The organism is Brachyspira hampsonii, assembly GCF_002214805.1.
Lineage (GTDB): Bacteria > Spirochaetota > Brachyspiria > Brachyspirales > Brachyspiraceae > Brachyspira > Brachyspira hampsonii.
Window position 1 is genome coordinate 2,462,175 of sequence record NZ_CP019914.1, and the last position, 22,182, is coordinate 2,484,356.

General features: G+C 25.9%; 20 protein-coding genes and 1 riboswitch. Of the genes, 7 read left to right on the forward strand and 13 right to left on the reverse strand.

Annotated features, from left to right (window positions below; translation table 11 throughout):
* From BHAMNSH16_RS10865 to BHAMNSH16_RS10885, 5 genes are all read right to left on the reverse strand, one after another.
* Positions 1-501 carry an NADH-quinone oxidoreductase subunit NuoE family protein gene (locus tag BHAMNSH16_RS10865; protein ID WP_008728074.1) on the reverse strand — a complete coding sequence of 167 codons (501 nt, stop codon included), beginning with the start codon at positions 499-501 and terminating at the stop codon, positions 1-3.
* Between the two features lie 230 nt (positions 502-731).
* Positions 732-1,616 (reverse strand): DUF4261 domain-containing protein, encoded by an 885-nt coding sequence (locus tag BHAMNSH16_RS10870; RefSeq protein WP_008728075.1) that lies wholly within the window; start codon positions 1,614-1,616, stop codon positions 732-734.
* A gap of 162 nt (positions 1,617-1,778) precedes the next feature.
* A complete protein-coding gene (locus tag BHAMNSH16_RS10875; RefSeq protein ID WP_069732115.1) occupies positions 1,779-2,882 on the reverse strand; it encodes a hypothetical protein in 1,104 nt (367 codons plus the stop codon).
* 331 nt (positions 2,883-3,213) lie between these two features.
* Positions 3,214-3,660 (reverse strand): hypothetical protein, encoded by a 447-nt coding sequence (locus BHAMNSH16_RS10880; RefSeq protein WP_069732205.1) that lies wholly within the window; start codon positions 3,658-3,660, stop codon positions 3,214-3,216.
* A gap of 16 nt (positions 3,661-3,676) precedes the next feature.
* Positions 3,677-4,999: an AAA family ATPase gene (locus BHAMNSH16_RS10885; protein WP_069732204.1), complete on the reverse strand. Its 1,323-nt coding sequence runs from the start codon at positions 4,997-4,999 to the stop codon at positions 3,677-3,679.
* A gap of 176 nt (positions 5,000-5,175) precedes the next feature.
* Here BHAMNSH16_RS10885 and purH point away from each other — a divergent pair, with 176 nt between their 5' ends.
* Positions 5,176-6,705, forward strand: a complete 1,530-nt coding sequence (gene purH, locus BHAMNSH16_RS10890) for a bifunctional phosphoribosylaminoimidazolecarboxamide formyltransferase/IMP cyclohydrolase (RefSeq protein ID WP_008728622.1) — start codon at positions 5,176-5,178, stop codon at positions 6,703-6,705.
* 112 nt (positions 6,706-6,817) lie between these two features.
* Here the strand turns inward: purH and BHAMNSH16_RS10895 are convergent, their stop codons facing one another.
* From BHAMNSH16_RS10895 to BHAMNSH16_RS10930, 8 genes are all read right to left on the reverse strand, one after another.
* The gene (locus tag BHAMNSH16_RS10895) at positions 6,818-7,228 is read right to left on the reverse strand and encodes a rhodanese-like domain-containing protein (protein WP_008728621.1); all 411 of its coding nucleotides are present in this window, start codon (positions 7,226-7,228) and stop codon (positions 6,818-6,820) included.
* A gap of 84 nt (positions 7,229-7,312) precedes the next feature.
* Positions 7,313-7,975, reverse strand: coding sequence for a TenA family protein (locus tag BHAMNSH16_RS10900; RefSeq protein ID WP_069732203.1), 663 nt, complete (start codon positions 7,973-7,975; stop codon positions 7,313-7,315).
* A 78-nt stretch (positions 7,976-8,053) separates the two neighbouring features.
* Positions 8,054-9,661, reverse strand: a complete 1,608-nt coding sequence (locus BHAMNSH16_RS10905; RefSeq protein ID WP_008728620.1) for a peptide ABC transporter substrate-binding protein — start codon at positions 9,659-9,661, stop codon at positions 8,054-8,056.
* 148 nt (positions 9,662-9,809) lie between these two features.
* Positions 9,810-9,920: riboswitch (TPP riboswitch) on the reverse strand.
* 200 nt (positions 9,921-10,120) lie between these two features.
* A complete protein-coding gene (locus BHAMNSH16_RS10910; RefSeq protein WP_008728619.1) occupies positions 10,121-10,447 on the reverse strand; it encodes a PTS lactose/cellobiose transporter subunit IIA in 327 nt (108 codons plus the stop codon).
* Between the two features lie 20 nt (positions 10,448-10,467).
* Positions 10,468-11,550, reverse strand: coding sequence for a DUF871 domain-containing protein (locus BHAMNSH16_RS10915; protein WP_008728618.1), 1,083 nt, complete (start codon positions 11,548-11,550; stop codon positions 10,468-10,470).
* A 31-nt stretch (positions 11,551-11,581) separates the two neighbouring features.
* The gene (gene celB / locus BHAMNSH16_RS10920) at positions 11,582-12,907 is read right to left on the reverse strand and encodes a PTS cellobiose transporter subunit IIC (RefSeq protein ID WP_008728617.1); all 1,326 of its coding nucleotides are present in this window, start codon (positions 12,905-12,907) and stop codon (positions 11,582-11,584) included.
* A gap of 18 nt (positions 12,908-12,925) precedes the next feature.
* The gene (locus BHAMNSH16_RS10925) at positions 12,926-14,248 is read right to left on the reverse strand and encodes a PTS sugar transporter subunit IIC (RefSeq protein ID WP_008728616.1); all 1,323 of its coding nucleotides are present in this window, start codon (positions 14,246-14,248) and stop codon (positions 12,926-12,928) included.
* Between the two features lie 22 nt (positions 14,249-14,270).
* Positions 14,271-14,576: a PTS sugar transporter subunit IIB gene (locus tag BHAMNSH16_RS10930; protein WP_008728615.1), complete on the reverse strand. Its 306-nt coding sequence runs from the start codon at positions 14,574-14,576 to the stop codon at positions 14,271-14,273.
* A gap of 153 nt (positions 14,577-14,729) precedes the next feature.
* On the opposite strand from BHAMNSH16_RS10930, the gene BHAMNSH16_RS10935 reads away from it, so the two are divergent.
* The 6 genes from BHAMNSH16_RS10935 (at position 14,730) to BHAMNSH16_RS10960 (ending at position 22,071) form a co-directional block, all read left to right on the forward strand.
* Positions 14,730-16,589 (forward strand): BglG family transcription antiterminator, encoded by a 1,860-nt coding sequence (locus tag BHAMNSH16_RS10935; protein WP_088859752.1) that lies wholly within the window; start codon positions 14,730-14,732, stop codon positions 16,587-16,589.
* Between the two features lie 12 nt (positions 16,590-16,601).
* Positions 16,602-16,868: an HPr family phosphocarrier protein gene (locus tag BHAMNSH16_RS10940; protein WP_069731688.1), complete on the forward strand. Its 267-nt coding sequence runs from the start codon at positions 16,602-16,604 to the stop codon at positions 16,866-16,868.
* Positions 16,869-16,985: 117 nt separating this feature from the next.
* Positions 16,986-18,461, forward strand: a complete 1,476-nt coding sequence (locus BHAMNSH16_RS10945) for an MBOAT family O-acyltransferase (RefSeq protein ID WP_069731687.1) — start codon at positions 16,986-16,988, stop codon at positions 18,459-18,461.
* A 161-nt stretch (positions 18,462-18,622) separates the two neighbouring features.
* A complete protein-coding gene (locus tag BHAMNSH16_RS10950) occupies positions 18,623-20,053 on the forward strand; it encodes an SGNH/GDSL hydrolase family protein (protein ID WP_069731686.1) in 1,431 nt (476 codons plus the stop codon).
* A gap of 177 nt (positions 20,054-20,230) precedes the next feature.
* The gene (locus BHAMNSH16_RS10955; protein WP_008732784.1) at positions 20,231-20,800 is read left to right on the forward strand and encodes a hypothetical protein; all 570 of its coding nucleotides are present in this window, start codon (positions 20,231-20,233) and stop codon (positions 20,798-20,800) included.
* A gap of 287 nt (positions 20,801-21,087) precedes the next feature.
* Positions 21,088-22,071, forward strand: a complete 984-nt coding sequence (locus BHAMNSH16_RS10960) for a leucine-rich repeat domain-containing protein (protein WP_069731685.1) — start codon at positions 21,088-21,090, stop codon at positions 22,069-22,071.
* The last annotated feature ends 111 nt before the right edge of the window (positions 22,072-22,182 follow it).

Consider the following 22,182-nt stretch of genomic DNA (forward strand, 5'->3'; position numbering starts at 1 on the left):
TCACTCTTTTTTATCCTGATTATTGCTGATAAAATTTGCTATATCATCAACAGTTACCCTTCCAGAAACTTCCTCATTAAATGTTACTACAGGTGCTAAACCGCAGCAGCCTATACATCTTACTTCTTCCAATTTATATTTCCTATCAGCTGAATATTTTTGATCTCCTTTTAGGTTTAATTTCCTTTTAATCTCTTCTACTAATTGTCCGCCTCCCTTTAAATAACATGCTGTACCCATACAAACACCGATACTATTTTCAGCAGGCGGTTCTAGTGAGAAATAATTATAAAATGTAAGAATTTCATAAATTCTAGCAAGCGGTATATTTACTTCTTCTGATACATATTTTGCAACATTTCTAGGAACATAACCATAATACTTCTGAATACCATGACAAATCATAATAAGATTTCCTTCAGAATCTTTCCACTTTTCAACTAATGATTTTATTTCATCAGCAATATCCTCTTTAGTTAATAGAGAAACATCTTCGCTCATTATATACCTCCACTTATACAATAAAAATTAAAATCATATCCTTATAGTATAGGAAAAAATATATTCAAATTCAATATTATTATTATATATATGTGATTTTTTATGTACATATTTACAGGAAATATACGATATAATACTACTATATGGTATTTTATACTGATGTAATAGCTTTATAATATTACAATTTTATTTATTTTTATTAAATTATAGAGATATTTCTATTTTTATCATTAATTATGTCTTTTTCCTGAAGCATATTCAAGCATATTAATATCCAAAATTTCTCTATGCGGTTTTAGAAGAGATTTTTCATACTGACATTTCCATTGTACATTTTCAAATATGCTTTGTATAGTATCGCCGCTTTTTATAATATCGCCTTTATCAAATATATAAGCAGCTATATTTAAAGCATGTGAGATTACATCATTAGGATTTAGATCATGAAAATGATATTGTATATCCGGTAAGCCTATAGCATACATTCCTAAAGTATCAACTATAATATCATTTGAATCCTGAACATTAAAAAGTCTTATATTAACTCCGGAGAGCATAAATCTAAAATCTTTAGGGTAGTTATTATTGAGTATTTGTTCTGGAAGAAGAAGTTTGCCGCTTTGCTCATTGTACACAGCTACACAATTATTGAAAAGCTGTAATGCTGTATAAAGCCAATTATTTAAAAGTGTTGTTCTATCTTTATAATCAAGACCTGCTGCCAAAAAATCACTAAGCATTATTTCATAATTACAGTTCTTTATAACTTCCTTAGGTTCTTTTATATCCCACATCTGACTATAATAATAATCGCTTATAGTAGTATAATCAAATTCCATAGCACTAGGCATCAATATTTGTGCTGGAACTTCTTTATCATCTTTGTATTTTACTTTTAAATCATTTATTGCTATGCTGTAAATACCATTATCTGATGATATTACTTCTATATCATTATAGAATTTTTTTATTTTCTGTTTGATTAATTCTATATTAGGTAATTCTGGTTTTTCTTCAAATAAAAGTTTATAGAAATATACATGTGAGAAATTGGCCTCATCATGATTTATACTTTTATGATTAGTATTTGGATTAACTTCTTTTTTATCTTTCATATTTAAAAAACTCCTATAAATATAAATATTACTATATTTTTTAATAAAAGCAATTTATTATTATTATATAAGTTTATATTTTTTATATTGTAAAATCATAAAATAATAGCGATAATCTAGAATATAGGCTAGTTTATCGCTGTCAATAATAAAAATTATTAATTACTGTTTTACTGGTACTAAATATGTAAAGTCAAATTGTAAACTTTGATCGTATCTTATTCCTATTTCATTTTTTTCATTGAGGAATAATCCATTAACTAAAGCAAGTCCTAATACTATACCATTGTCAAATACGAAGTCTTTCTTTAAATTAAGTCCAAAATAGAAAGGTACTCTATAGAAAGGATCGCCTTCAACACTTATGAATTTATGCTTTTTATCTATATACCACCCTGAAACAAATATTATAGGCTCTATTTCAAACCAAGTCATAACAGGTATTGTTCCTCTTAAGAAAAGTCCATGTCCGAATACTCCCGGCTCATTATCTCTGTCAGCAAGGTTATAAGAGGCCATATAAAGTATAGATAAATAATAACTATTAATACCGATAGCCCCAACATAGTTCTCTGTAATAGCAGGACTTCCAGCTACGAATGGATATTCATGCCCTCCGTTATGCCAATAGTGAACGGCCGCATAAGGAGTTGCTATATCATGAACAAAGTCCATAGCATAAGTAAGTCCTACATCAAATCTTTCTCTATGTTTGGCATTATGCTGTATCTGCCAATTCATATATATTTCACCTTTACCGCCTTTAAACCATTCAAAAGAAGCACCATACTCATAATATCCATGTGTGAAAGGTTCATTATATTTATATTCTTCCGGTCCTTTTGCTATTAATGTATTATCTGGAGTAGAACGAACAACTGGTGTCATATCCATTAAAGGATCTCTTATAGGTGATGGTAAATTATGTCCTCCTGTCATTGTGCCTATTCTCAAAGAAATATATTCATTAGATAATTGTGTTGTAACTATAGGAAAAACTCTTATTCCTTGAGGAAATTCAAATGTGAATGGAAAAAATATTGAAGCTCCTACTCTTAAACTTATAAAATCATTAAATTTTATATCAAAAGCTCCTTCTGTGAAATTTTCAAAATATGTTAATGTTGTTCTAGTGTCCTGCCATAAAGTGTTTTCGGCGTTATATGCATAGGAACTTGAAAATAATCTGAAATCTACAGTTACCGCTGCATATATATTACTTATAAGAATAACAAAGATAAAACAAAAATATAAGAAATGTTTCATAAACTAACCCTTATTTTTAATGGAATATTATATTAGAATTAATAATATAAAAATTTATTATAACATAGTTAACATAAAATTACAATTATGATAACTATATAAATGCTTACGCAGAAAAAATTTTGGGGCGGGTGGGCGGGGTTTAGTATTGATGCTTGCGATGAAAAGATTATTTAGTTTTTTTATGAATAGGTCTATTATCTAAACAAAATTTAATAAACTCATGCATATTTGAAATATTTTTTACTTTTAGTAGTTTCTTATAAAATTCTTCTTGTTTATATTTATTTTGCATCCATTTAGTCATTAATTTTCTATATCCTCTTTTTATTTATTTACTCGTATTTTTTCTAATATCAATTAATTTTGCCTTATAAAAAACATCTTCTAATTTTTTGTCATTATATATTGGTACAATATATTTTCTTAAGTTTGTATCTTTAAACATACTTTTATTTATAAATTCAGATTTCTGATCAGGAGTACAATCATCAGTATCCATTATTATAAAAATTTTAAAACTACTAATAATTTCATCATTTTTATAATCAATTATATCACCATATTCTTTTATAAAATCATCATAATTATTTAATTTATGTTTATCTAATTCATCATATAAACTAGTTATTTGTATGGATGTACTCCCATTATCCCTAGAAATAATTTTCATGTTTAATTTAAGTTCAGCTTTAATTACATCACAAATATCTTTTTCTGACTTACCATGGCATATCACTATTACTTTAAGATAATCTTTACTATATGTGTAATTCATAACAAATAATTTATTCCTATTTTTTTAATATATCTTCAAAATCTATTCCTGAAGTTATTGGAATGCCATTATATATTCCATTTAAATATCTTTTTCTAAAATTTATATTTGGATGTTCATTTTCATAAGATTTTATTGGTACTAATATTTTATTACCTATACTGTCAATATTAAATACATATATAGAATCTTTATCTATATTAGATTCTAAAATAGTTGTATTATGAGTTGTAATAAAAAATTGCCCATTTATGTTATTAAATAATGAAACTAATATTTCTGAAGTTAATAAATCATGAATTCCGCTATCTAGTTCATCTACAGCTACTACTCGTGGTTTTTGTTCATCTAAAGAAGTTAATAAAAATGGGAGTAATTTTAATAATTTTTGTGTTCCATTCGATTCTAAATCAAAATTTACATCTATCATTTTTCCATATACTCTTTTTTTAAAAAATAAATTATATAATATTCTATCTTCCTTAATCTTTTTCTTATAGAATACTTTTTTAACATCACTATAAATAGAAGTAAAAAAATCATTCAATATTTCTTCAGTAAATTTTAGTTTATGTTCATCATTTTTCTTTATAATTCCTTTATCCATATTGATAATTACATCTTTTAATGATGATATTTTTCCTATCTTTATACTCTTATTTTTTTCAAGATGAATTGACATAGATAAGAAATATTCTATAACATCAAAAATATTTTTTTTTATGTTATCATCTATATATTGTTTTGTCTTATCATTTCTTTCAAATAATAATATTGATAAAAATGAATGTTTACCCCAAAATTTATCAATTAGATCTTTTATTTCATTATAATATTTTTCTTTAAATAAAGATTTATTAATATATTTCTTTTTACTATCTATTTCAAAATAAATTGTTTTATTTTTAGTTAATGTATATTCTAATTTTTCTTTTACTATATTTTTATTATCTGTTTCTATATAATATACCCCATTTTTATCTTTGTTTGACTCTTTATCTTTCAATATAAATCCAAATTCTAAAACCATATTACCATTTGAACCAATTGTTTTTGAATCATTAATAATATAATCTGTACTTTTGAATATATCTTTTATAATATCTAAATTATTTTTATTATCTAAATTTTCATTTATAAGTTTATTAATTTTATCATAATGTATTTTAGTGTTTAATGTTTCAAATAAAGTAAAAAATGCATTTATAAAATTAGTTTTGCCAGCTCCATTTTCTCCGTAAATGATAATCATTTTTTTGGGATTATTTTTTGATGATGTTAAATCTACTTCAAAATCTACTAATGATTTATAATTTTTAAGTTTTACATAAGTAAACATTTTATTTTAGCCTTTATTTTATCGGTTTTTATGACATTTTATCATAAATTTAGTAAAAATCAAGATAAAATAAAATTACTCTTTACAATAACACATTTTATATTATAATGTATTATCGTTTTTATTTATTTCAAATAATAAAAAACTATTAAAAACTATTATTAGGAGTTGCTGTAATGATTAAAAGAGCATTGATATCCGTATTTTATAAAGACGGAATATTAGAGTTCGCTAAGTTTTTAGCTTCAAAAAATGTGGAAATAGTTTCTACAGGAGGAACTTATAAATATTTAAAAGAGAATGGTATAAATGTTATAGAGGTTGCTGAAGTTACAGGTGCTAAAGAAATGCTTGACGGAAGGGTAAAAACTTTAGACCCTAAAATACATGGAGCAATACTTGCTATAAGAGATAATCCTACTCATATGGAAACTATTAAAGAGAGAGGAATAACTCCTATTGATATGGTGATAGTTAATCTTTATCCTTTCTTTGAAAAGGTACAAGATGACAGTTTGAAGTTTGAAGAGAAAATAGAGTTTATAGATATAGGCGGACCTACAATGCTTCGTTCTGCTGCTAAATCTTTCAAAGATGTTGTGGTTATAAGTGATGTCAAAGATTATGATTTAGTTAAAAATGAAATGGAAAAAGGGGAAGTGAGTTTTGAGACTAAGAAATATTTAGCTTCTAAAGTATTTAATTTAACTTCTGCTTATGATGCAGCAGTGTCAGAGTTTATGTTTAATTCACTAGAAAGTAAAGAAGATAAAAAACTTAATTATCTAAATATGTCTTATAGATTAGAGGAGAAATTAAGATACGGAGAGAATCCTCATCAGGGAGCAAGCTACTATGTATCAACCACAGATAAAGGCTCTATGAAAGATTTTGAACAGTTAAACGGAAAAGAGCTTTCATTTAATAATATTAGAGACATGGATATAGCTTTAAAAATAGTATTAGAGTTCGATGAGGCTAAAAATGAATATGCTTGTTCAGCAATAAAACACTCTACGCCTTGCGGTGCTGCTTTGGGTTCTAATGTACTTGAGGCTTATACTAGAACTTATAACTGCGATCCTACTTCTATATTCGGAGGTATTGTTGCTTTTAACAGTACAGTAGATGAGGATACAGCTAAAGAACTTATAAAAATATTTTTAGAAATTGTTATTGCTAAAGACTTTACTCCTGAAGCTTTGGAAGTATTAAAAAGCAAAAAGAATTTAAGAGTTATAAAATATAAAACTAATACAAGCGATAAAATCAATCTTGTTAAAGTAGATGGAGGATTACTTGTTCAAGATGAGGACAGTGTTTTAGTTGAAGATTATAAAGTTGTAACTGATAAAAAACCTACTGAAGAAGAGATGAAAAATTTAATATTTGGAATGAAGGTTGTAAAATATGCTAAATCAAATGCTATAGTGGTAATAAAAGACTTTATGGCCAAAGGTATAGGAAGCGGACAGACTAACAGAATATGGGCTTGCGAAGATGCTTTGGAACGTGCCGGAGATGGAGTTGTAATGGCATCTGATGCATTTTTCCCATTCAGAGATGTTGTAGATGCTTGTGCTAAATATAATATTAAAGCTATAATTCAGCCGGGCGGATCTATGAGAGATCAGGAATCAATAGATGCTTGTAATGAACATGGCATTGCTATGATATTTACCGGTATAAGACATTTTAAACACTAATATATTATTTCTTATAATATTTCAAAGCGAAGTTAATTTTCATTAGCTTCGCTTTTTTATATATTAAAATTTTCAATAAAGGGAAAGATTTTTGACTTAATATTATTTTTTATTATTTTAAATGTGATGAAAGCTGAAAATATCCTGCATTTATAAGATTATTAATATTTGTAAAACCCAATTTATACATACGCATACAGGCTGTACCTGAACGGTTTCCGCTTGCACAGTATACTATATATTCTTTATCTTTATCAAGTTTAGACATTTTTTCATTGAATTTAGAATCATCTAAAGGAATATTAATACTGTTTTTTATATACCCGCTTTGCTGAACTTCCATATAACTTCTAACATCTATTAAGCCTATATTTTTATTATTTTTATAAATGGAAACTGCATCATTTACATTTATATTTTTGAATTTTCCTTTACTTCTTATATTAAAAATAATTTTTCTTATAGTACTTAATATTATAAAAGTTAATATAATCCCTATTATTAAGGTTAAAGCATTATTCATTATATACCCCCTATATGTATAATATTATTATATCATACAGGGAATTAAATTTCAATTAGTTAACTTAATTTATTTAAATAAATTTCACACATTATAAAAATCATCTAAATTATAAGCATCATTCCAAAATCTGTACTCCCAAACAAAGGCTATATCAAAAGCAATTATCATTTTTTCTTTGACATAATCAGAAGCATTATTATATAGCTCATCAATAATTTTAATCATATTTTCTGTTGATTTTGAAAACTCTTCATCAGCATAAGCATCAATCCAGTTTTTGTATGGATTATTTTCTATTTTTGCATTTTCTTTTATGTGTTTTCCTACTTCATTATATATCCAAAAGCATGGAAGTATAGCAGCAGCAGCTGCCTCAAAAGCCTCAGTATGAGTCGTGTTAATTAAAAAACTAGTATAACCAATATTGGCAGTTGTAATTTTATTTGTATTTTTTAATTGAAAAGCGTCTCTGAAATATTTATGTACAATTTCTTCTTCTACTATATAGGCATTCATAGATGATTTTAAAAAAGCAATAGCATAATCTGCATTATTATTTATTTTTGAAGATATTGTTGCTAATACTTTAGAGTAGTATTTTAGATATAGGCTGTCTTGTTCTATGTAATAAGCAAATTTTTCTTTATCTAAAGTACCTTCCATAAGCTCTTTATTAAATGGCATATCAATTATTTTTTTATATAGCCCTTCATTTTTTTTCCAAACTATTTCTGAAAATTTCATCTTATTCTCCTTTTTATTTGAGTATTAATTATTAGATTTTTATGTTTTTATTTTATCAAGTATATTTTCTTACTTTTGCTATTCTTCTATATATGCATAATTAAATTTATATCTGCCCAAAGGCTCATCAATATAATTTTTTAATTTGGGATTAACTACCAAAAAGTCAGTTCTATATATAAAAGGTATAATAGGTACTTCTTCAAAAAGTATAGATTCTGCTTCTTTTAACGCCCCCATTCTCTTCTTTGCATTTGTTGCCGTAATGGCAAAATCTATTAAAGAATCGTATCTTTCATTTGAAAAGCCTCCGTAATTTATATCGCTATCGCTTGTCATAATTTGAAGCATAGTAAGAGGATCATTATAATCACCTGTCCAGCTTGTTCTAGCCATTTGATAATTTCCAGATTCTCTAAAAGGCAGAGTAATTTTTGATTCTTCTGTTCTTACAGCTATTTCTATATTAAGTGCTTCTTTCCACATTTGCTGTACTGCTTCCATAACTGTAGTATAAAATCCTGATGATACTTTTAACTCTAAAATAGGAAAGTTTTCTCCATTTGGGTATCCCGCTTCGGCTAATAATTTTCTTGCTTCTTCAACATTTTTATTATAATTATTAGCTATAATATAATTACTGCTTTCTTCTCTGAATGATTTTTCAAGTCCTTTTACTGCTGGAGGTACGAATGCTTCTGCTGATATTAATTTACCATATCCTATATTTGATACTATATAGTTTCTGTCTATTGCTAGAGATAATGCCTTTCTTACTCTTTTATCAGATAGTGTTTTATCTTTAGTATTTAAGTCTATATAATAAATACCTATAATATCGCTTACTGCCATTAGATTTTCTTTTATAAGATTTTCTATCTCTCCAATAGGGGGAGCATTTATAGAAAAATCAACATCTCCTGTCCTAACAGCATTAAGTGAAATATATTCATCGGCTATCAAAACGAAATTTATTTTTTTAGAAACTTGATTTGTATAATTCCAATAATTAGTATTAATTTCAAAAACTATTTTTTCATCAGGTTTTCTTTCTGTCATTTTATAAGCACCGTTACATATATAAGTATCAGGATTCCAAGTCCAATCATCACCGTATTTTTCTATTATATCCTCTCTTACAGGCATATATACGCCTCCTGATGCTAATAAGTCAGTAAAATATATTGTAGGCTCTTCAAGTTCTATCACTAATGTATTTTCATCTATAGCCGTAACTCCTAGATTTTCTACGCTCTGTTTGCCTCTTATTATGTCTTTAGCATTTTTTATATATTCCATTAAATAGCTTAATGGCGAAGCTGTTTTTGGGTCTGCTGCTCTTCTATAAGAATAAACAAAATCATCAGCTGTTACTTTTTTACCGTCGCTCCATTTTGCATTATCTCTTAAATGAAATGTATATGTTAGTTTATCATCGCTTATATCCCATTTTTCAGCAACGCCTTCTACAATATTGCCATTTATATCTTTATTAAGAAGTCCTTCAAATGCATGATTAATATAAATGTATCCGTAAGTTTCATCATTTAAAGTGGGGTCTATAGTATTAAGTTCATATCCTAGATTTACAGTGATTTCATCTTTAATATTTTTCGTTTGTTTTTTACAAGATATGAAGGATACAAATAGAAATAACAAAATAATAAATTTTTGTATTGAAGTCATAAAAAGCTCCTTGATATATTAAAAAAATAGAGATTTTTATAACACCGTTTGTTTTGTTTTATTGAAATTTTTAGTCTTGCTTGATATTTTTTAATAAAACAAGACCAACTTTAGAAAAGGTCTCATTTTATTAGCCGTATTTGAAAAATTAATAAAAGAGATAATTCCCTACGCTGGCATTACCCAAACAGGTTATAAGGGTCGAAGTCAAACTATTTAAACTTCCTCTCAGCCTTTTCAAGCTCCCCAGTTTTATACCAAAAATGATATAGTATTTTTATTTTTATATCAAGCATTTACTTATAGAATTTTTTAAAAATCATGTTCTTTTAATAGTATTAGTATAAAAATTAAAATATTTTTTAATTGCATAAAATATAAAGAAAATATGATGAGAAAAATAATTAAATGGGTATTAAATGAATAATACCCATTATTAATTAATTTGAGAATAAAAAATTATTTATGGTTCATTTTCAATATGTCAATAAGCTCATTTATTAAATTTTTTTCGCTTATTGCAGTCATTAAATGATCCTGTGCATGTATAAAAAGTAAGTTTATTACAAAACTTTCGCCATTAGCTTCTTTCGATATTAAATCAGTTTGGTATTGATGGGACTGCAGTAATAATTGATCAGCTTCATTCATTTTTTTATCGGATTCTTCAAATTTATTTTCTTTAGCAAGCCTTAAAGCCTCATAAGCTAAACTCTTACTTTCTCCGGCTAATGCTATAATCGGAAATACATTTTCTTCCATAAATGTTTCATAATCTTGTGTCATAAGTAATAAACTCCATAAAATTATTCTATTATAATAAATCTTTTAGCCGGACTTATATAATCGAGCAGAAATAAATATTCATCTTTAATTCTTCCTACTACATTAGTTCTTCCGGTATTTTTTAAATCTTTCAAAGCTATTTGCATTTCTCCGCTATAGCTTCCATATTCTGATGAATCTATTAGTATATCTCCTCTTTTTATATCGGAAACTGCATTAAATATTTTGAAATTATGTCCTCTATATTTTGCTCTTGTATCTGAAGATCTTATAACATCTGCAGAAGCATCTAATCTATTTTGATGAAGCATATTTAATACAATACTTTTTTCCTCTTTTGGAATTGAATTTACTAATTCTGCTTTAAAAGTTATTAATCTTTTATCCATATTATATAATGTTTTTAAAGTATTTTCATTTGCATAACAGTTAGCAATGAAAACACAATCAACGCCAAGAGCAAATAATTCCATAGCTTGAATATCTATAGGCATATTTCTATGTTCTTCTAAAGAGCAAATACCATCGCTTACAGGCCAAGGTCCGAAAGCGGCTTCTTTGGCATTTACAAACGCAGATGAGCTTATAGAATATTTTTTAAAACGTTTCATACTGTTTTTAAAAAGTGTTCTGTCTAGCCCTGTATATGCATGAGGATAAAAATTATAACAGCCTATCAGATTATCTGTATTAGGATAATATTTCATTATATTATCTAGATAATTTGTATCATTGCTCATATTTAATTCTATCTTTAAATCATATTCATTGTATGTCATTAAACTTTCTTCATTGCCTGTAAATCCTAAATCCAATCTTACAGCCCAAGCTCCTAATTTATGGAAGAAGTCAAGATTTTTATAATCTATATCCAGATGTTTAAATACAGCAGGAGATATATCTAAAGTAGTTCTTATTCCTTTTTCTTTGGCATAATTTATAATAGTTGAAAATTCATTAGTTATTTCATCTTTAGATTTATCGACAGAGAGCAGGCACATAAAACATCTTGTAAATCCGTATTTAGATGCCAAATCTATATAAGATTTGTTATCTTCCATTTTTGAGTGAAATGGGTAAATAGATATTCCTAACTCTTTCATTTATATGTTCTCCTATTTTTATCTTTTAGATTTATTCATTATCCGGTAAAGTTTTAGCATAAGCATTGATAAAAGGAGTATATATTAAGTATGACAATAATACTAAACATAAACTCAAAATCATAGCAGGTACACTTAAATTAGTAGATAAGAAAGCACCTAATGGACCAGGAGTTGTCCAAGGCACTAAAGAAACAATTTTTCCTACAATACCTATTTTTAAAACTGTATATGCTATTATGGCATTAATTATAGGTACACAAATGAAGGGTATAAATAGTATAGGGTTCATAACAACAGGAGTACCAAACATAATAGGTTCATTAATATTAAATAACCCAGGTATTACTGATAATCTTCCAATAGATTTAAGATGGGCATTTTTACTTAATGCCATAGCTATTGCTAAACCTAATGTAGCACCTGCTCCTCCTATATATACATAAACATTAAAGAACTCTCCTGCTACTACTTTTGGCAAAGCCTCTCCAGCCTGTAAAGCTGCTTGATTCAAAGCCAAATTTGATAATGTTATTGTAGTGATTACAGCATTAACAACATTAGCACCATGTATTCCAACAAACCATAATATATGTATAACTAAAAGAAGTATTATTACTGATGGTAAACTATCTGATATTGATAATAAAGGAGAAATAATTTTCATTATCAAATTAGGTACAAGTATCATCATATTTTTCTGTATTATTATATTTATTATTTGGAATAATACTCCTACAACAGCTATAGGTATTATTATTTCAAAAGATTTTGCTATTGCCGGCGGTACGGAATCAGGAAGTTTTATAGTCATTTTTTTACTTACCAAGAATCTGTAAATTTCTATTGAAATTATACCGCCTATTATAGCAGAGAATATTCCTTTAGCATCTAAAAATCTTGCATCTAATACATTAATATTGCTTCCTGCTTCTACTAAAAATATTCCTGCAAAATCTTCAGCAACAGATAAAGCATTTACCTTAGCTGCTATAAGGAAAAATGCAAATAAAGATAAGAATCCTCCAGTAACACTGCTTAAATTATAAGAACCAGCCAAAGAATATCCTATACCATAAGCAACGAATACTGATAATATCCCCATACTCACATTGAATATTTGAATAAAATTTCCTGTGAAATTTTTAGCAAAATTATCATACCAACCCATATATAAAAAATTACTTTTATCTGTAAAAGGTAAATTAAATATCAAAAGTACAAAAGAACCTACTATTAAGAAAGGCATAGTATAAATAAATGCATCTTTAATAGCATTTAAATATCTGTTATTAGCTAATTTAGCTGCTGCTGGTGTTATTTTATTTTCTATAAAATTAATAATTTTGTCGTTCATATTTTTTATCCTTATTTTTTAATTATCTTGTAAAGTTTTAGCATAAGCATTGATGAAAGGAGTATATATTAAATATGATAATAATACTAAACATAAACTCAAAACCATAGCAGGAATATTGAAATTTGATGCTATCAAAGCTCCTAAAGGTCCCGGTGTAGTCCAAGTTACAAGAGCTATAATTTTTCCTACAATACCTATTTTCAAAACTGTATATGCTATTACAGCATTAATTATAGGAACACAAATAAAAGGTATAAATAATATAGGGTTCATAACAATGGGAGTACCAAACATAATAGGCTCATTTATGTTGAATATTCCCGGTATTATAGAAACCCTGCCTATAGATTTTAAATGCTCATTTTTACTTAATGCCATAGCTATTGCTAAACCTAATGTAGCACCTGCTCCTCCTATATATACATAAACATTAAAGAACTCTCCTGCTACTACTTTGGGGAAAGCCTCTCCAGCCTGTAAAGCTGCCTGATTCAAAGCTAAATTTGATAATGTTATTATGCTGATTATTGCATTGATTACATTTGCCCCATGTATACCTACAAACCATAATATATGTATAATTAAAAGAAGTATTATTACCAATGCTAAACTATCTGACATTGACAGTAAAGGAGAAGTTATATTATCTATTAGTTTAGAAGTTAACATAAGTAATTTTTTCTGTATTATTATATTTATTATTTGGAATAATATTCCCACAACAGCTATAGGTATTATTATTTCAAAAGATTTTGCTATTGCCGGGGGTACGGAATCAGGGAGTTTTATAGTCATTTTTTTGCTTACTAAGGATCTATAAATTTCTATTGAAATTATACCGCCTATTATAGCAGAGAATATTCCTTCAGCACCTAAAAATCTTGCATCTAATACATTAATATTACTTGCGGCTTCTACTAAAAATATTCCGGCAAAATCTTCAGAAACAGATAAAGCACTTACTTTAGCCGATATAATTAAAAATGCAAATAAAGATAAGAACCCTCCAGTAACACTGCTTAAATTATAAGAAGCAGCCAAAGAATATCCTATACCATAGGCAATAAATAATGATAATAAGCCCATACTTACATTGAATATTTGAATGAAATGTCCTGAAAATGCAGCTGTAAAATTATCATACCATTCAATATATAAAAAGCTATTTTCATCTTTAAAAGGTAGGTTAAATATTAAAAGTATAAAAGAGCCTACTATTAAAAACGGCGTAATATAATCAAATGCATCTTTTATTGATGAGAGATATCTATTATTTGATAATTTAGCTGCAAATGGAGCTATTTTGTTTTCTATATAACTAATAATTTTATCATTCATAATATGTTCTAATATTAACAGATTATAATTTTAAATTTAAAGCAAAATCTAATATCTTAGCTCCATCCATTTTTCCATAGTCTTTAAAATCTATAACATCTAATGGCTTTCCTTTAGCATTAGCTTTTTTAGTTAGTTCATTTTTCATGTATTTAACCTGAGGTCCTAATAGGAAAATATCATAACTATCCGCTAATTCTTCAAATCTTGAAATACTTGCAGCTTCTATCTCTGCATCGATATTGTCTGCTTTAGCTTTATCCTGCATCTTTTTTACTATCATACTGGTAGACATACCAGCAGAACATAAAAGTAAAATCTTTTTCATGCTTTGCTCCTTTTTTTATTTTTCACAATAATAATGTTTTTAAAAAATAACTCAAACAATAAAATTTCAGTATTAATATGGTAATTTATTAGCTTTTTCTTTTTATAAAAAAGTATATAATAAAAGGAAAAATTATACAATAAAGTTATATTTATGAATATTAAGTATATAAAAGAAATATTATCACTGTTGTCAACAGATTCATATATAACTGCTGAAGCCTTATCAAAACAATTAAATGTAAGTGAAAAAACAATCAGAACAAAGATAAGAGAAATCAATTATGAATTGCAGAAACTTAATATAAATATAGAATCAAAACCTAGATACGGATATAAATTGGTATGTGATAATTATGATAATTTTAAATCTATTGATTTTTTATCTAATATTAATAATGATATTGATTACAGAATTAGAATTATTTTTAAATATTTATTAGAAATGAATAGTGAATATATAAAGACTGATGATATATGCGATTCTTTAGATGTATCTAAAACTACTTTAACAAATATATTCAAGATTATGGAATATAATTTAAAATATTATAATCTTACACTTGAAAGAAGACCTAATTATGGCATAAGATTAATAGGAAATGAATTTGATATAAGAAATTTTATAATATGTAATTATTTAAATGATTTTTTATATGAAAATAATATGAATGAAAAATTAATAAGTATAATTATAAATTTTCTCAATAAATATGAAATAAAATTTTCAGAAATTAATTTAGAAAATTTTATTCAATATATAAATGTTTCAATAAGCAGAATAAAAAATAATAATTTTATATGTGATTGTGAGAATGATATTGTTAAAGATATAGCTGAAGAGATAAGATTATCAGAAGAATTGATAAAGCAGATACAAAATGAAATCGATATAAAGTTTAATGGTGCGGAAATTATATATATAGCTATACATATAGCTTCTAAAAATTTATTTTCTATTAAAAATTATAATTCTGTAATACAGGATAAGTTTTCTGCTATAATTTATAAAATGCTTGATATGGTATATAAAAATTTAAAAATAGATTTAAGAAATAATTTTAATTTGATACTTCTTCTTAATCAGCATATGATACCTTTGGATATAAGAATAAGGTACAATATATTTCAAAAAAATCCTATGCTTAATGATATAAAAAATAATTACAGTCTTTCATTTTTATTAGCCTCGGAAAGTGCTGTGATATTGAAGGAGTATTATAACAAAGATATATCAGAAGATGAAATAGGATATTTATCATTATTGTTTCAAATAGGATTAGAAGAAACAGTAGAAAATATAAATAAAATGAATATATTAATAGTTTGCGGCAGCGGAAAAACAACTTCAAATTTATTGGTTACAAAGTATAGAAAAGAATTTAATGATTACATAGAAAATATTTATGCTGTAGATTTAATTGGATTAAAGGATTTTAATTTTTATCAGGTAGATTATGTATTTTCTACCGTTCCGATTAGTTTTAAATTGCCTGTTCCAATAGTCTATATAAGTAATTTTTTGAAGAGTGATGATATTATTAATGTTAAAAATTCATTTGAATCTTTAAATAGAAATATTATTTTAGATTATTATAAAAAAGAAATGTTTACAACAGATATAAAAGGTGATACAAAAGAAGAAATCATAAAGAATATATGTGTGAATATAAAAAAATATAAAAATATACCTGATAATTTTTATGAATTGGTCATGAAAAGGGAGCAATTAGCAGAAACGGATATTGGTAATTTAGTTGCTATACCGCATCCTATAGAGGTTGTTACAAAAGATACATTTGTGTATGTTGCTGTATTAGATAAGCCTATATTATGGCAGAAGAATAATGTTCAGGTGGTATTTTTGATTTCGGTATCAAATAAAAATGATGATTTAAAAAAATTTTATCAATATACTATTAATTTTCTTCTCAATGAGAGCAGTGTAAAGAAATTAATAGATAATAAAACTTTTGAAAATTTAATTTTTTTACTTAAAAGTAATTCAGAATAAAATGAGGATTTTATGACAGAGTTTAAATACACTATTAACAATATAAGTAATATACATGCAAGACCTTTAAGCGAACTTGCCAAAATAGCTAAAGACAGTAATTGTGAAGTATCTGTAAAAAAAGGTGAAAATTTAAAAGATTTAAAAAAGATTATAGGGCTTATACAGTTGAAATTGAAAGTAGGGGATGAGCTGGATGTTATTATAAACGGAAAAAATGATATTTTAGAAAATACAGCAAAAGAGAATATATATAATTTTTTTAAAATGAATTTTTGATTCATAGATTATTTTATATATAATATATTAAATTTTAATCTAGCTTTTTTATATAATTCATATTACAATTAATTGTTTTATAAGTTATAAATGTATATTTTATTATGAGTTATATAGATGCTTTTTAATTCTACAGATTTTTTGATATTTTTTCCTATAACGCTTATTTTATATTGGATATTTCCAAAAAAATTAAGATATATATGTCTTTTCATAGCTAGTTATATATTTTATATGTTTTGGAATCCAAAGTATGCATTGTTAATGGGAACATCTACTGTAGTAACTTTTTTAAGCGGCATATTAATAGAAAAATTAAAATATAAAAGAATAGTTGTAGCTTTCAGCTTTATAATAAATATTGCAATACTAGTATTTTTCAAGTATTTTGATTTTTTACTATTAAATATAAATATGATTTTATCGGCATTTAATATAAAATTAATAGAAAAGCCTTTTGATATAATACTTCCTGTTGGAATATCGTTTTACACTTTTCAGGCATTAAGTTACACAATAGATGTTTACAGAGGAGAAATAAAATCTGAAAAAAATATTATCAAGTATGCATTGTTTGTATCATTTTTTCCGCAGCTAGTAGCAGGTCCTATAGAGCGTTCTAAGCATTTGCTTGGGCAAATTCAGAATATGGATAAAATAAAAAGATTCGATTATCAAAGAATAACTGAAGGGCTTATTTTGATGCTTTTCGGTTATTTTCAGAAAATGGTAATAGCAGATAGAGCTTCTATATTAGTAGATACTGTTTTCAACAGATATTATATTTATAACTCAAGCGAATTATTATTATCAGCATTACTTTTTGCAGTGCAGATATACTGTGATTTTGCAAGCTATTCACTTATAGCAATAGGAACTGCCAAAGTTATGGGAATAGACTTAATGGAAAACTTTAATACTCCGTATTTTGCTAGGAGCATAAAAGAGTTTTGGGCCAGATGGCATATATCATTATCTACTTGGTTTAGAGATTATCTTTATATACCTTTAGGCGGAAACAGATGCTCAAAATTAAGAAGAAGTTTTAATATATTAGTAACTTTTCTTGTAAGCGGTTTATGGCATGGAGCTAATTTTACATTTATAGCTTGGGGTGCTATTCATGGTATATGCTATTTAATAGAAGATATTACTTCAAAGTTTAGAAATAATGTTTTAAATAAATTTGGAGTGAAGGTGAAAAGTTTCAGTTTTAAACTTCTTGAAGTGATTATTACATTTATAATAGTAGATTTAGCTTGGATATTTTTTAGGGCAGAAACTATACATGACGCATTTTATTATATAAAGAGAATGTTTACTAAAATAGATTTATGGCGTTTGTTTGACGGCTCTTTATATAAATTGGGACTAGACAGTTTTGAAATGAATATACTTATAATATCTTTGATAGTGTTATTTTTAGCTGATGTTATTAAGTATATAAAGAAAGAAACTATTTATGAGTTTTTAAAAAATCAATGCTTGTATTTCAGATGGGCTGTAATATTTTTCTTGTTATTTTTTATAATCATATACGGCAAATATGGTGCAGGCTTTGATCCTAAGCAGTTTATATATTTTCAGTTTTAGGAGGTATTAAACAATATAATAAAAGTTTTATTAACTATGTATATAGAATTTGTTAATTACACTTTTGATATAAAGCTGCGTAAAAATAAGAATATATTTATAAACTAAAAAGTTTCGGTATTTATTTAAGTTAAATATAAAAAATAATAGGCTGTTTATATATGATAAAAAACACATTAAAAATTATTTGCTTTATAGCGGTATTTATTATATTACTCTGGACTTCCAGCAGAGTATTAAGATTTAAAAATGAGAATGGTATATATCAGGGCGACAGTTTTTATGAACAGAAAACTAACAGCATAGATTTACTTATTCTTGGAAGCAGTCATGTACACTATAATATTAATCCGGCTGCTTTATATAATGAGTATGGAATTGCCGCTTATAATTTTACATCTGGAAGCCAGCCTATATGGAGTACATATCATTATTTAATAGAAGCTTTAAAATATCAAAAACCTAAATTAATAGCATTAGAGTCCTATATTATAGCAGCAAGCAGAACTAATGTCGTAGATTATCAAATAGTAGCAGCTACTTATGCATTAAGATGGTCTCAAAATAGAATAAACTCTTTAAAAATTACTGCTGCAGATAGATTTGATGAGTTTATTAACCCAATGTATAGATACCATAACAGATATAAAGATTTAAAAGATGAAGACTTTATTCCTTATGCTAATAATTATAATCATTATAAATATTTCAAAGGCTATTCTTTTCATAATAAAACATTTCCTGTTAAAGAGCCTAATATAAGAAATATAAAAGATACTCTGCCTTTACTTGAAGAGCAGGAAACCTATTACAGAAAAATATTAGAGCTTGCCAAAACTAATAATATACCTATAGTAGTTATAGCCTCTCCTTTCCCTATGACTGATGATGAGGCTAGACATTTTAATAGGGTAGGTGAGATTGCAAAAGAATATGATGTTCCTTTTATGAATTTTAATCATTATTATGATGATTATGATTTGGATTTTTGGACTGATTATAATGATGCTGGGCATTTAAACTATAAGGGAGTAGAAAAATATACTTCATTTTTAGGAAAATATTTAAAAGATAATTTTGATTTTCCTGACAGAAGAGGAGACAGCAATTATAATACTTGGGAGAAAAATGCTTTATACGAATACAATAGAGTTTATGATATGAATCTTAGAGATATAGATAATATTCATAACTATATAACAAAAATAACTAATCTTAATGATTATACTATAGTAATAAATATGTTGGGCAAGTACAATACTAATGATAATGTTATAAAAGGGCTTTATTCTAATTTTAATATTACTAATGAAATGTATACTAATAATGTTTCTTATGTTATAGATAAAAATAAATTAGTATTTTCTTCAATGGGCGAAACTAATTATCTTTATCATAAAGAGCTTAATAAATACAATGATTTAGTAGTTGACAGCGGAAACAGAATAATGATAAGCAGGAGCAATTTAAGAAAAACTACCAATGGTGTTAATATAATAGTATATGATAATATAACCTCTGAAGTAGTTGATTTCTTTGGTTTGGATTACACTAATAATAAATTGACTGAGACAATAGAAAGAGATTATTAATTTTATAATTAATTAAATAAAGCTTAATATTTAGCAAATTAATTTCTACAAATAAAACATATTTATATTATCGGTTGCATATTTCCTTTTAATGCCTACTATATATAGTTTACATAATATATTTGCTCTTTATAATCTTAAATAATTAATCAAGAATAAATTTAAGGAGTTTTTATCATGTTAGTAAGTTTTGAAATAAATATACAACAAAAAAATGACATACCTAAAGATATTGAAGATATTTTTAAAAAAGGAACTAATTTATTAGGTGTACGCATGGAATTAATGCTTTATTTAGGAAAACAAGTAGTTCATGGTGTAAATCATGCCTATATATCCAGAAATGAGCCTTCTGTGCTTAATCCTTTACCTTATTATGAATTAATAATAATAAATATTAATGAAACAGGAAAAACTTGTATTGTAAGAAGAGAAACTATATTAGAAAGTTCAGCTTCTCCAATAGGAGGAATAATATGTTCTAAAGAAGATGAGGCTCCTATAAGAATAATTAATTCTACAGAAGCTAATAATCTGCTTAAATTATTTTCAAAAGGTATGTATAATGTTTTAGGTCTTGATTATGAAGCTGAGCTTTATTTGGCACATCAAATAGTTCAGGGATGCAATTATTATTATTTGACACAGGCTTCAAATATAGAATCTAAAACAAAAAGTATTAAATTAGTAGTGATGAATCTATTTATAGATGAAGTTAAAGTTGTAGAAATAAAAGATATATTATAATTACCGTACTAACAAATATAATGTAACTTATACTGTTTAATAAAATTTAGCAGTATAAGTTTTTTTATTATTAATAATTTATTTTTCAATAATCATAATTTTCTTTCAAATAAAATATATAGTATTGTTAAAAAATACATATGGTAAAATTTTATGTAATTTATTATAATACAAGAAATAAATTATATAAAACTATTTATAATATAAAAATTTATATTTTTTTAAATAAAAACACATTTTTCTAATTTTTGTTATTATATAATTAACTTTAATTTAGAGGATAAATAATGATTAAAAATATTTTATTGATATTGACATTATTACTTGTATCTTGTTCACCAGAAATTGTATCACCTAATAGTAATAATGATAAGGTCCCCACAGAAGAAGAATTAATAACAAAATATGCTATAGATATAAGTCTGAACGATGCTGAAATAAGCCAAAAGATAGAAGAGAATCTAAAAGCTTATTATAAAGAGATGGGTTCATATAGATTGATATTTACAGGTGTTCCTAAAGATTATACTAAAAGCACAGTAGAATCACTTTCTATTTTAACTGTTAAAGCAGCTGTTAATGTAGGTACTGCTAAAAATATAGATCTGGATATACGAAATATTGATTTCCAAAATGAAACTATAAATACTGGTATGTTTTCTGGAGAAACTATTGATGATACTATAAATTTTAATTTTATATTTCCAGAAGATAAGATAAAAACAATAGCAAGCATGTCTTTTGATAATTTGTACAATATAAGAGAAATAATATTACCAGATTCTATAACTTCAATAGAAAATGATGCATTTAATAATTGCCAAAATATAGAGAAATTAACATTAGGTAATGGTCTTAAAACTATAGGAGATATGGCATTTTTATATAATAATGCATTGAAAGAGGTGGTAATACCAAACTCAGTAACATCAATAGGAATGGGAGCATTCAGCGGAGCACCAATAGAAATATTAAAATTATCTTCTTCATTGGAATCAATAGGAGACGCTGCTTTTGACACTATTAGTATTACAGAACTTACAATACCAGCTTCAGTAAAGTCAATAGGAATGCAAGCATTTGCATTTTCTCAGAAATTAACTACACTTACTTATTTGGGAGCAAAACCTAATATATTATCTGTTGGAAGCGATATATTTAAAGGTTGTGATAAACTCACTACTTTAATAGTACCTAATGCTGATAATCCTGATGATGCTTCTTGGAAAACTTTTTTAGGTGCTAGTTTTACAACTGTAAAAAAGCAGTAACTTATATATTTTTTATAATATCAGCTTTTGGCTTTATTTTTTATTTATTAAAGTCAAAAGTTTTTTGTTATGTAAAACTTATTTGTTGATTTTTTGTATTATAATGATATC

Bases quoted from the DNA above. Each gene is read 5' to 3' on its own strand.
- BHAMNSH16_RS10865 (WP_008728074.1), bottom strand. From the start codon at position 501: ATGAGCGAAGATGTTTCTCTATTAACTAAAGAGGATATTGCTGATGAA.
- BHAMNSH16_RS10870 (WP_008728075.1), bottom strand. From the start codon at position 1,616: ATGAAAGATAAAAAAGAAGTTAATCCAAATACTAATCATAAAAGTATA.
- BHAMNSH16_RS10875 (WP_069732115.1), bottom strand. From the start codon at position 2,882: ATGAAACATTTCTTATATTTTTGTTTTATCTTTGTTATTCTTATAAGT.
- BHAMNSH16_RS10880 (WP_069732205.1), bottom strand. From the start codon at position 3,660: ATGAATTACACATATAGTAAAGATTATCTTAAAGTAATAGTGATATGC.
- BHAMNSH16_RS10885 (WP_069732204.1), bottom strand. From the start codon at position 4,999: ATGTTTACTTATGTAAAACTTAAAAATTATAAATCATTAGTAGATTTT.
- purH (WP_008728622.1), top strand. From the start codon at position 5,176: ATGATTAAAAGAGCATTGATATCCGTATTTTATAAAGACGGAATATTA.
- BHAMNSH16_RS10895 (WP_008728621.1), bottom strand. From the start codon at position 7,228: ATGAATAATGCTTTAACCTTAATAATAGGGATTATATTAACTTTTATA.
- BHAMNSH16_RS10900 (WP_069732203.1), bottom strand. From the start codon at position 7,975: ATGAAATTTTCAGAAATAGTTTGGAAAAAAAATGAAGGGCTATATAAA.
- BHAMNSH16_RS10905 (WP_008728620.1), bottom strand. From the start codon at position 9,661: ATGACTTCAATACAAAAATTTATTATTTTGTTATTTCTATTTGTATCC.
- BHAMNSH16_RS10910 (WP_008728619.1), bottom strand. From the start codon at position 10,447: ATGACACAAGATTATGAAACATTTATGGAAGAAAATGTATTTCCGATT.
- BHAMNSH16_RS10915 (WP_008728618.1), bottom strand. From the start codon at position 11,550: ATGAAAGAGTTAGGAATATCTATTTACCCATTTCACTCAAAAATGGAA.
- celB (WP_008728617.1), bottom strand. From the start codon at position 12,907: ATGAACGACAAAATTATTAATTTTATAGAAAATAAAATAACACCAGCA.
- BHAMNSH16_RS10925 (WP_008728616.1), bottom strand. From the start codon at position 14,248: ATGAATGATAAAATTATTAGTTATATAGAAAACAAAATAGCTCCATTT.
- BHAMNSH16_RS10930 (WP_008728615.1), bottom strand. From the start codon at position 14,576: ATGAAAAAGATTTTACTTTTATGTTCTGCTGGTATGTCTACCAGTATG.
- BHAMNSH16_RS10935 (WP_088859752.1), top strand. From the start codon at position 14,730: ATGAATATTAAGTATATAAAAGAAATATTATCACTGTTGTCAACAGAT.
- BHAMNSH16_RS10940 (WP_069731688.1), top strand. From the start codon at position 16,602: ATGACAGAGTTTAAATACACTATTAACAATATAAGTAATATACATGCA.
- BHAMNSH16_RS10945 (WP_069731687.1), top strand. From the start codon at position 16,986: ATGCTTTTTAATTCTACAGATTTTTTGATATTTTTTCCTATAACGCTT.
- BHAMNSH16_RS10950 (WP_069731686.1), top strand. From the start codon at position 18,623: ATGATAAAAAACACATTAAAAATTATTTGCTTTATAGCGGTATTTATT.
- BHAMNSH16_RS10955 (WP_008732784.1), top strand. From the start codon at position 20,231: ATGTTAGTAAGTTTTGAAATAAATATACAACAAAAAAATGACATACCT.
- BHAMNSH16_RS10960 (WP_069731685.1), top strand. From the start codon at position 21,088: ATGATTAAAAATATTTTATTGATATTGACATTATTACTTGTATCTTGT.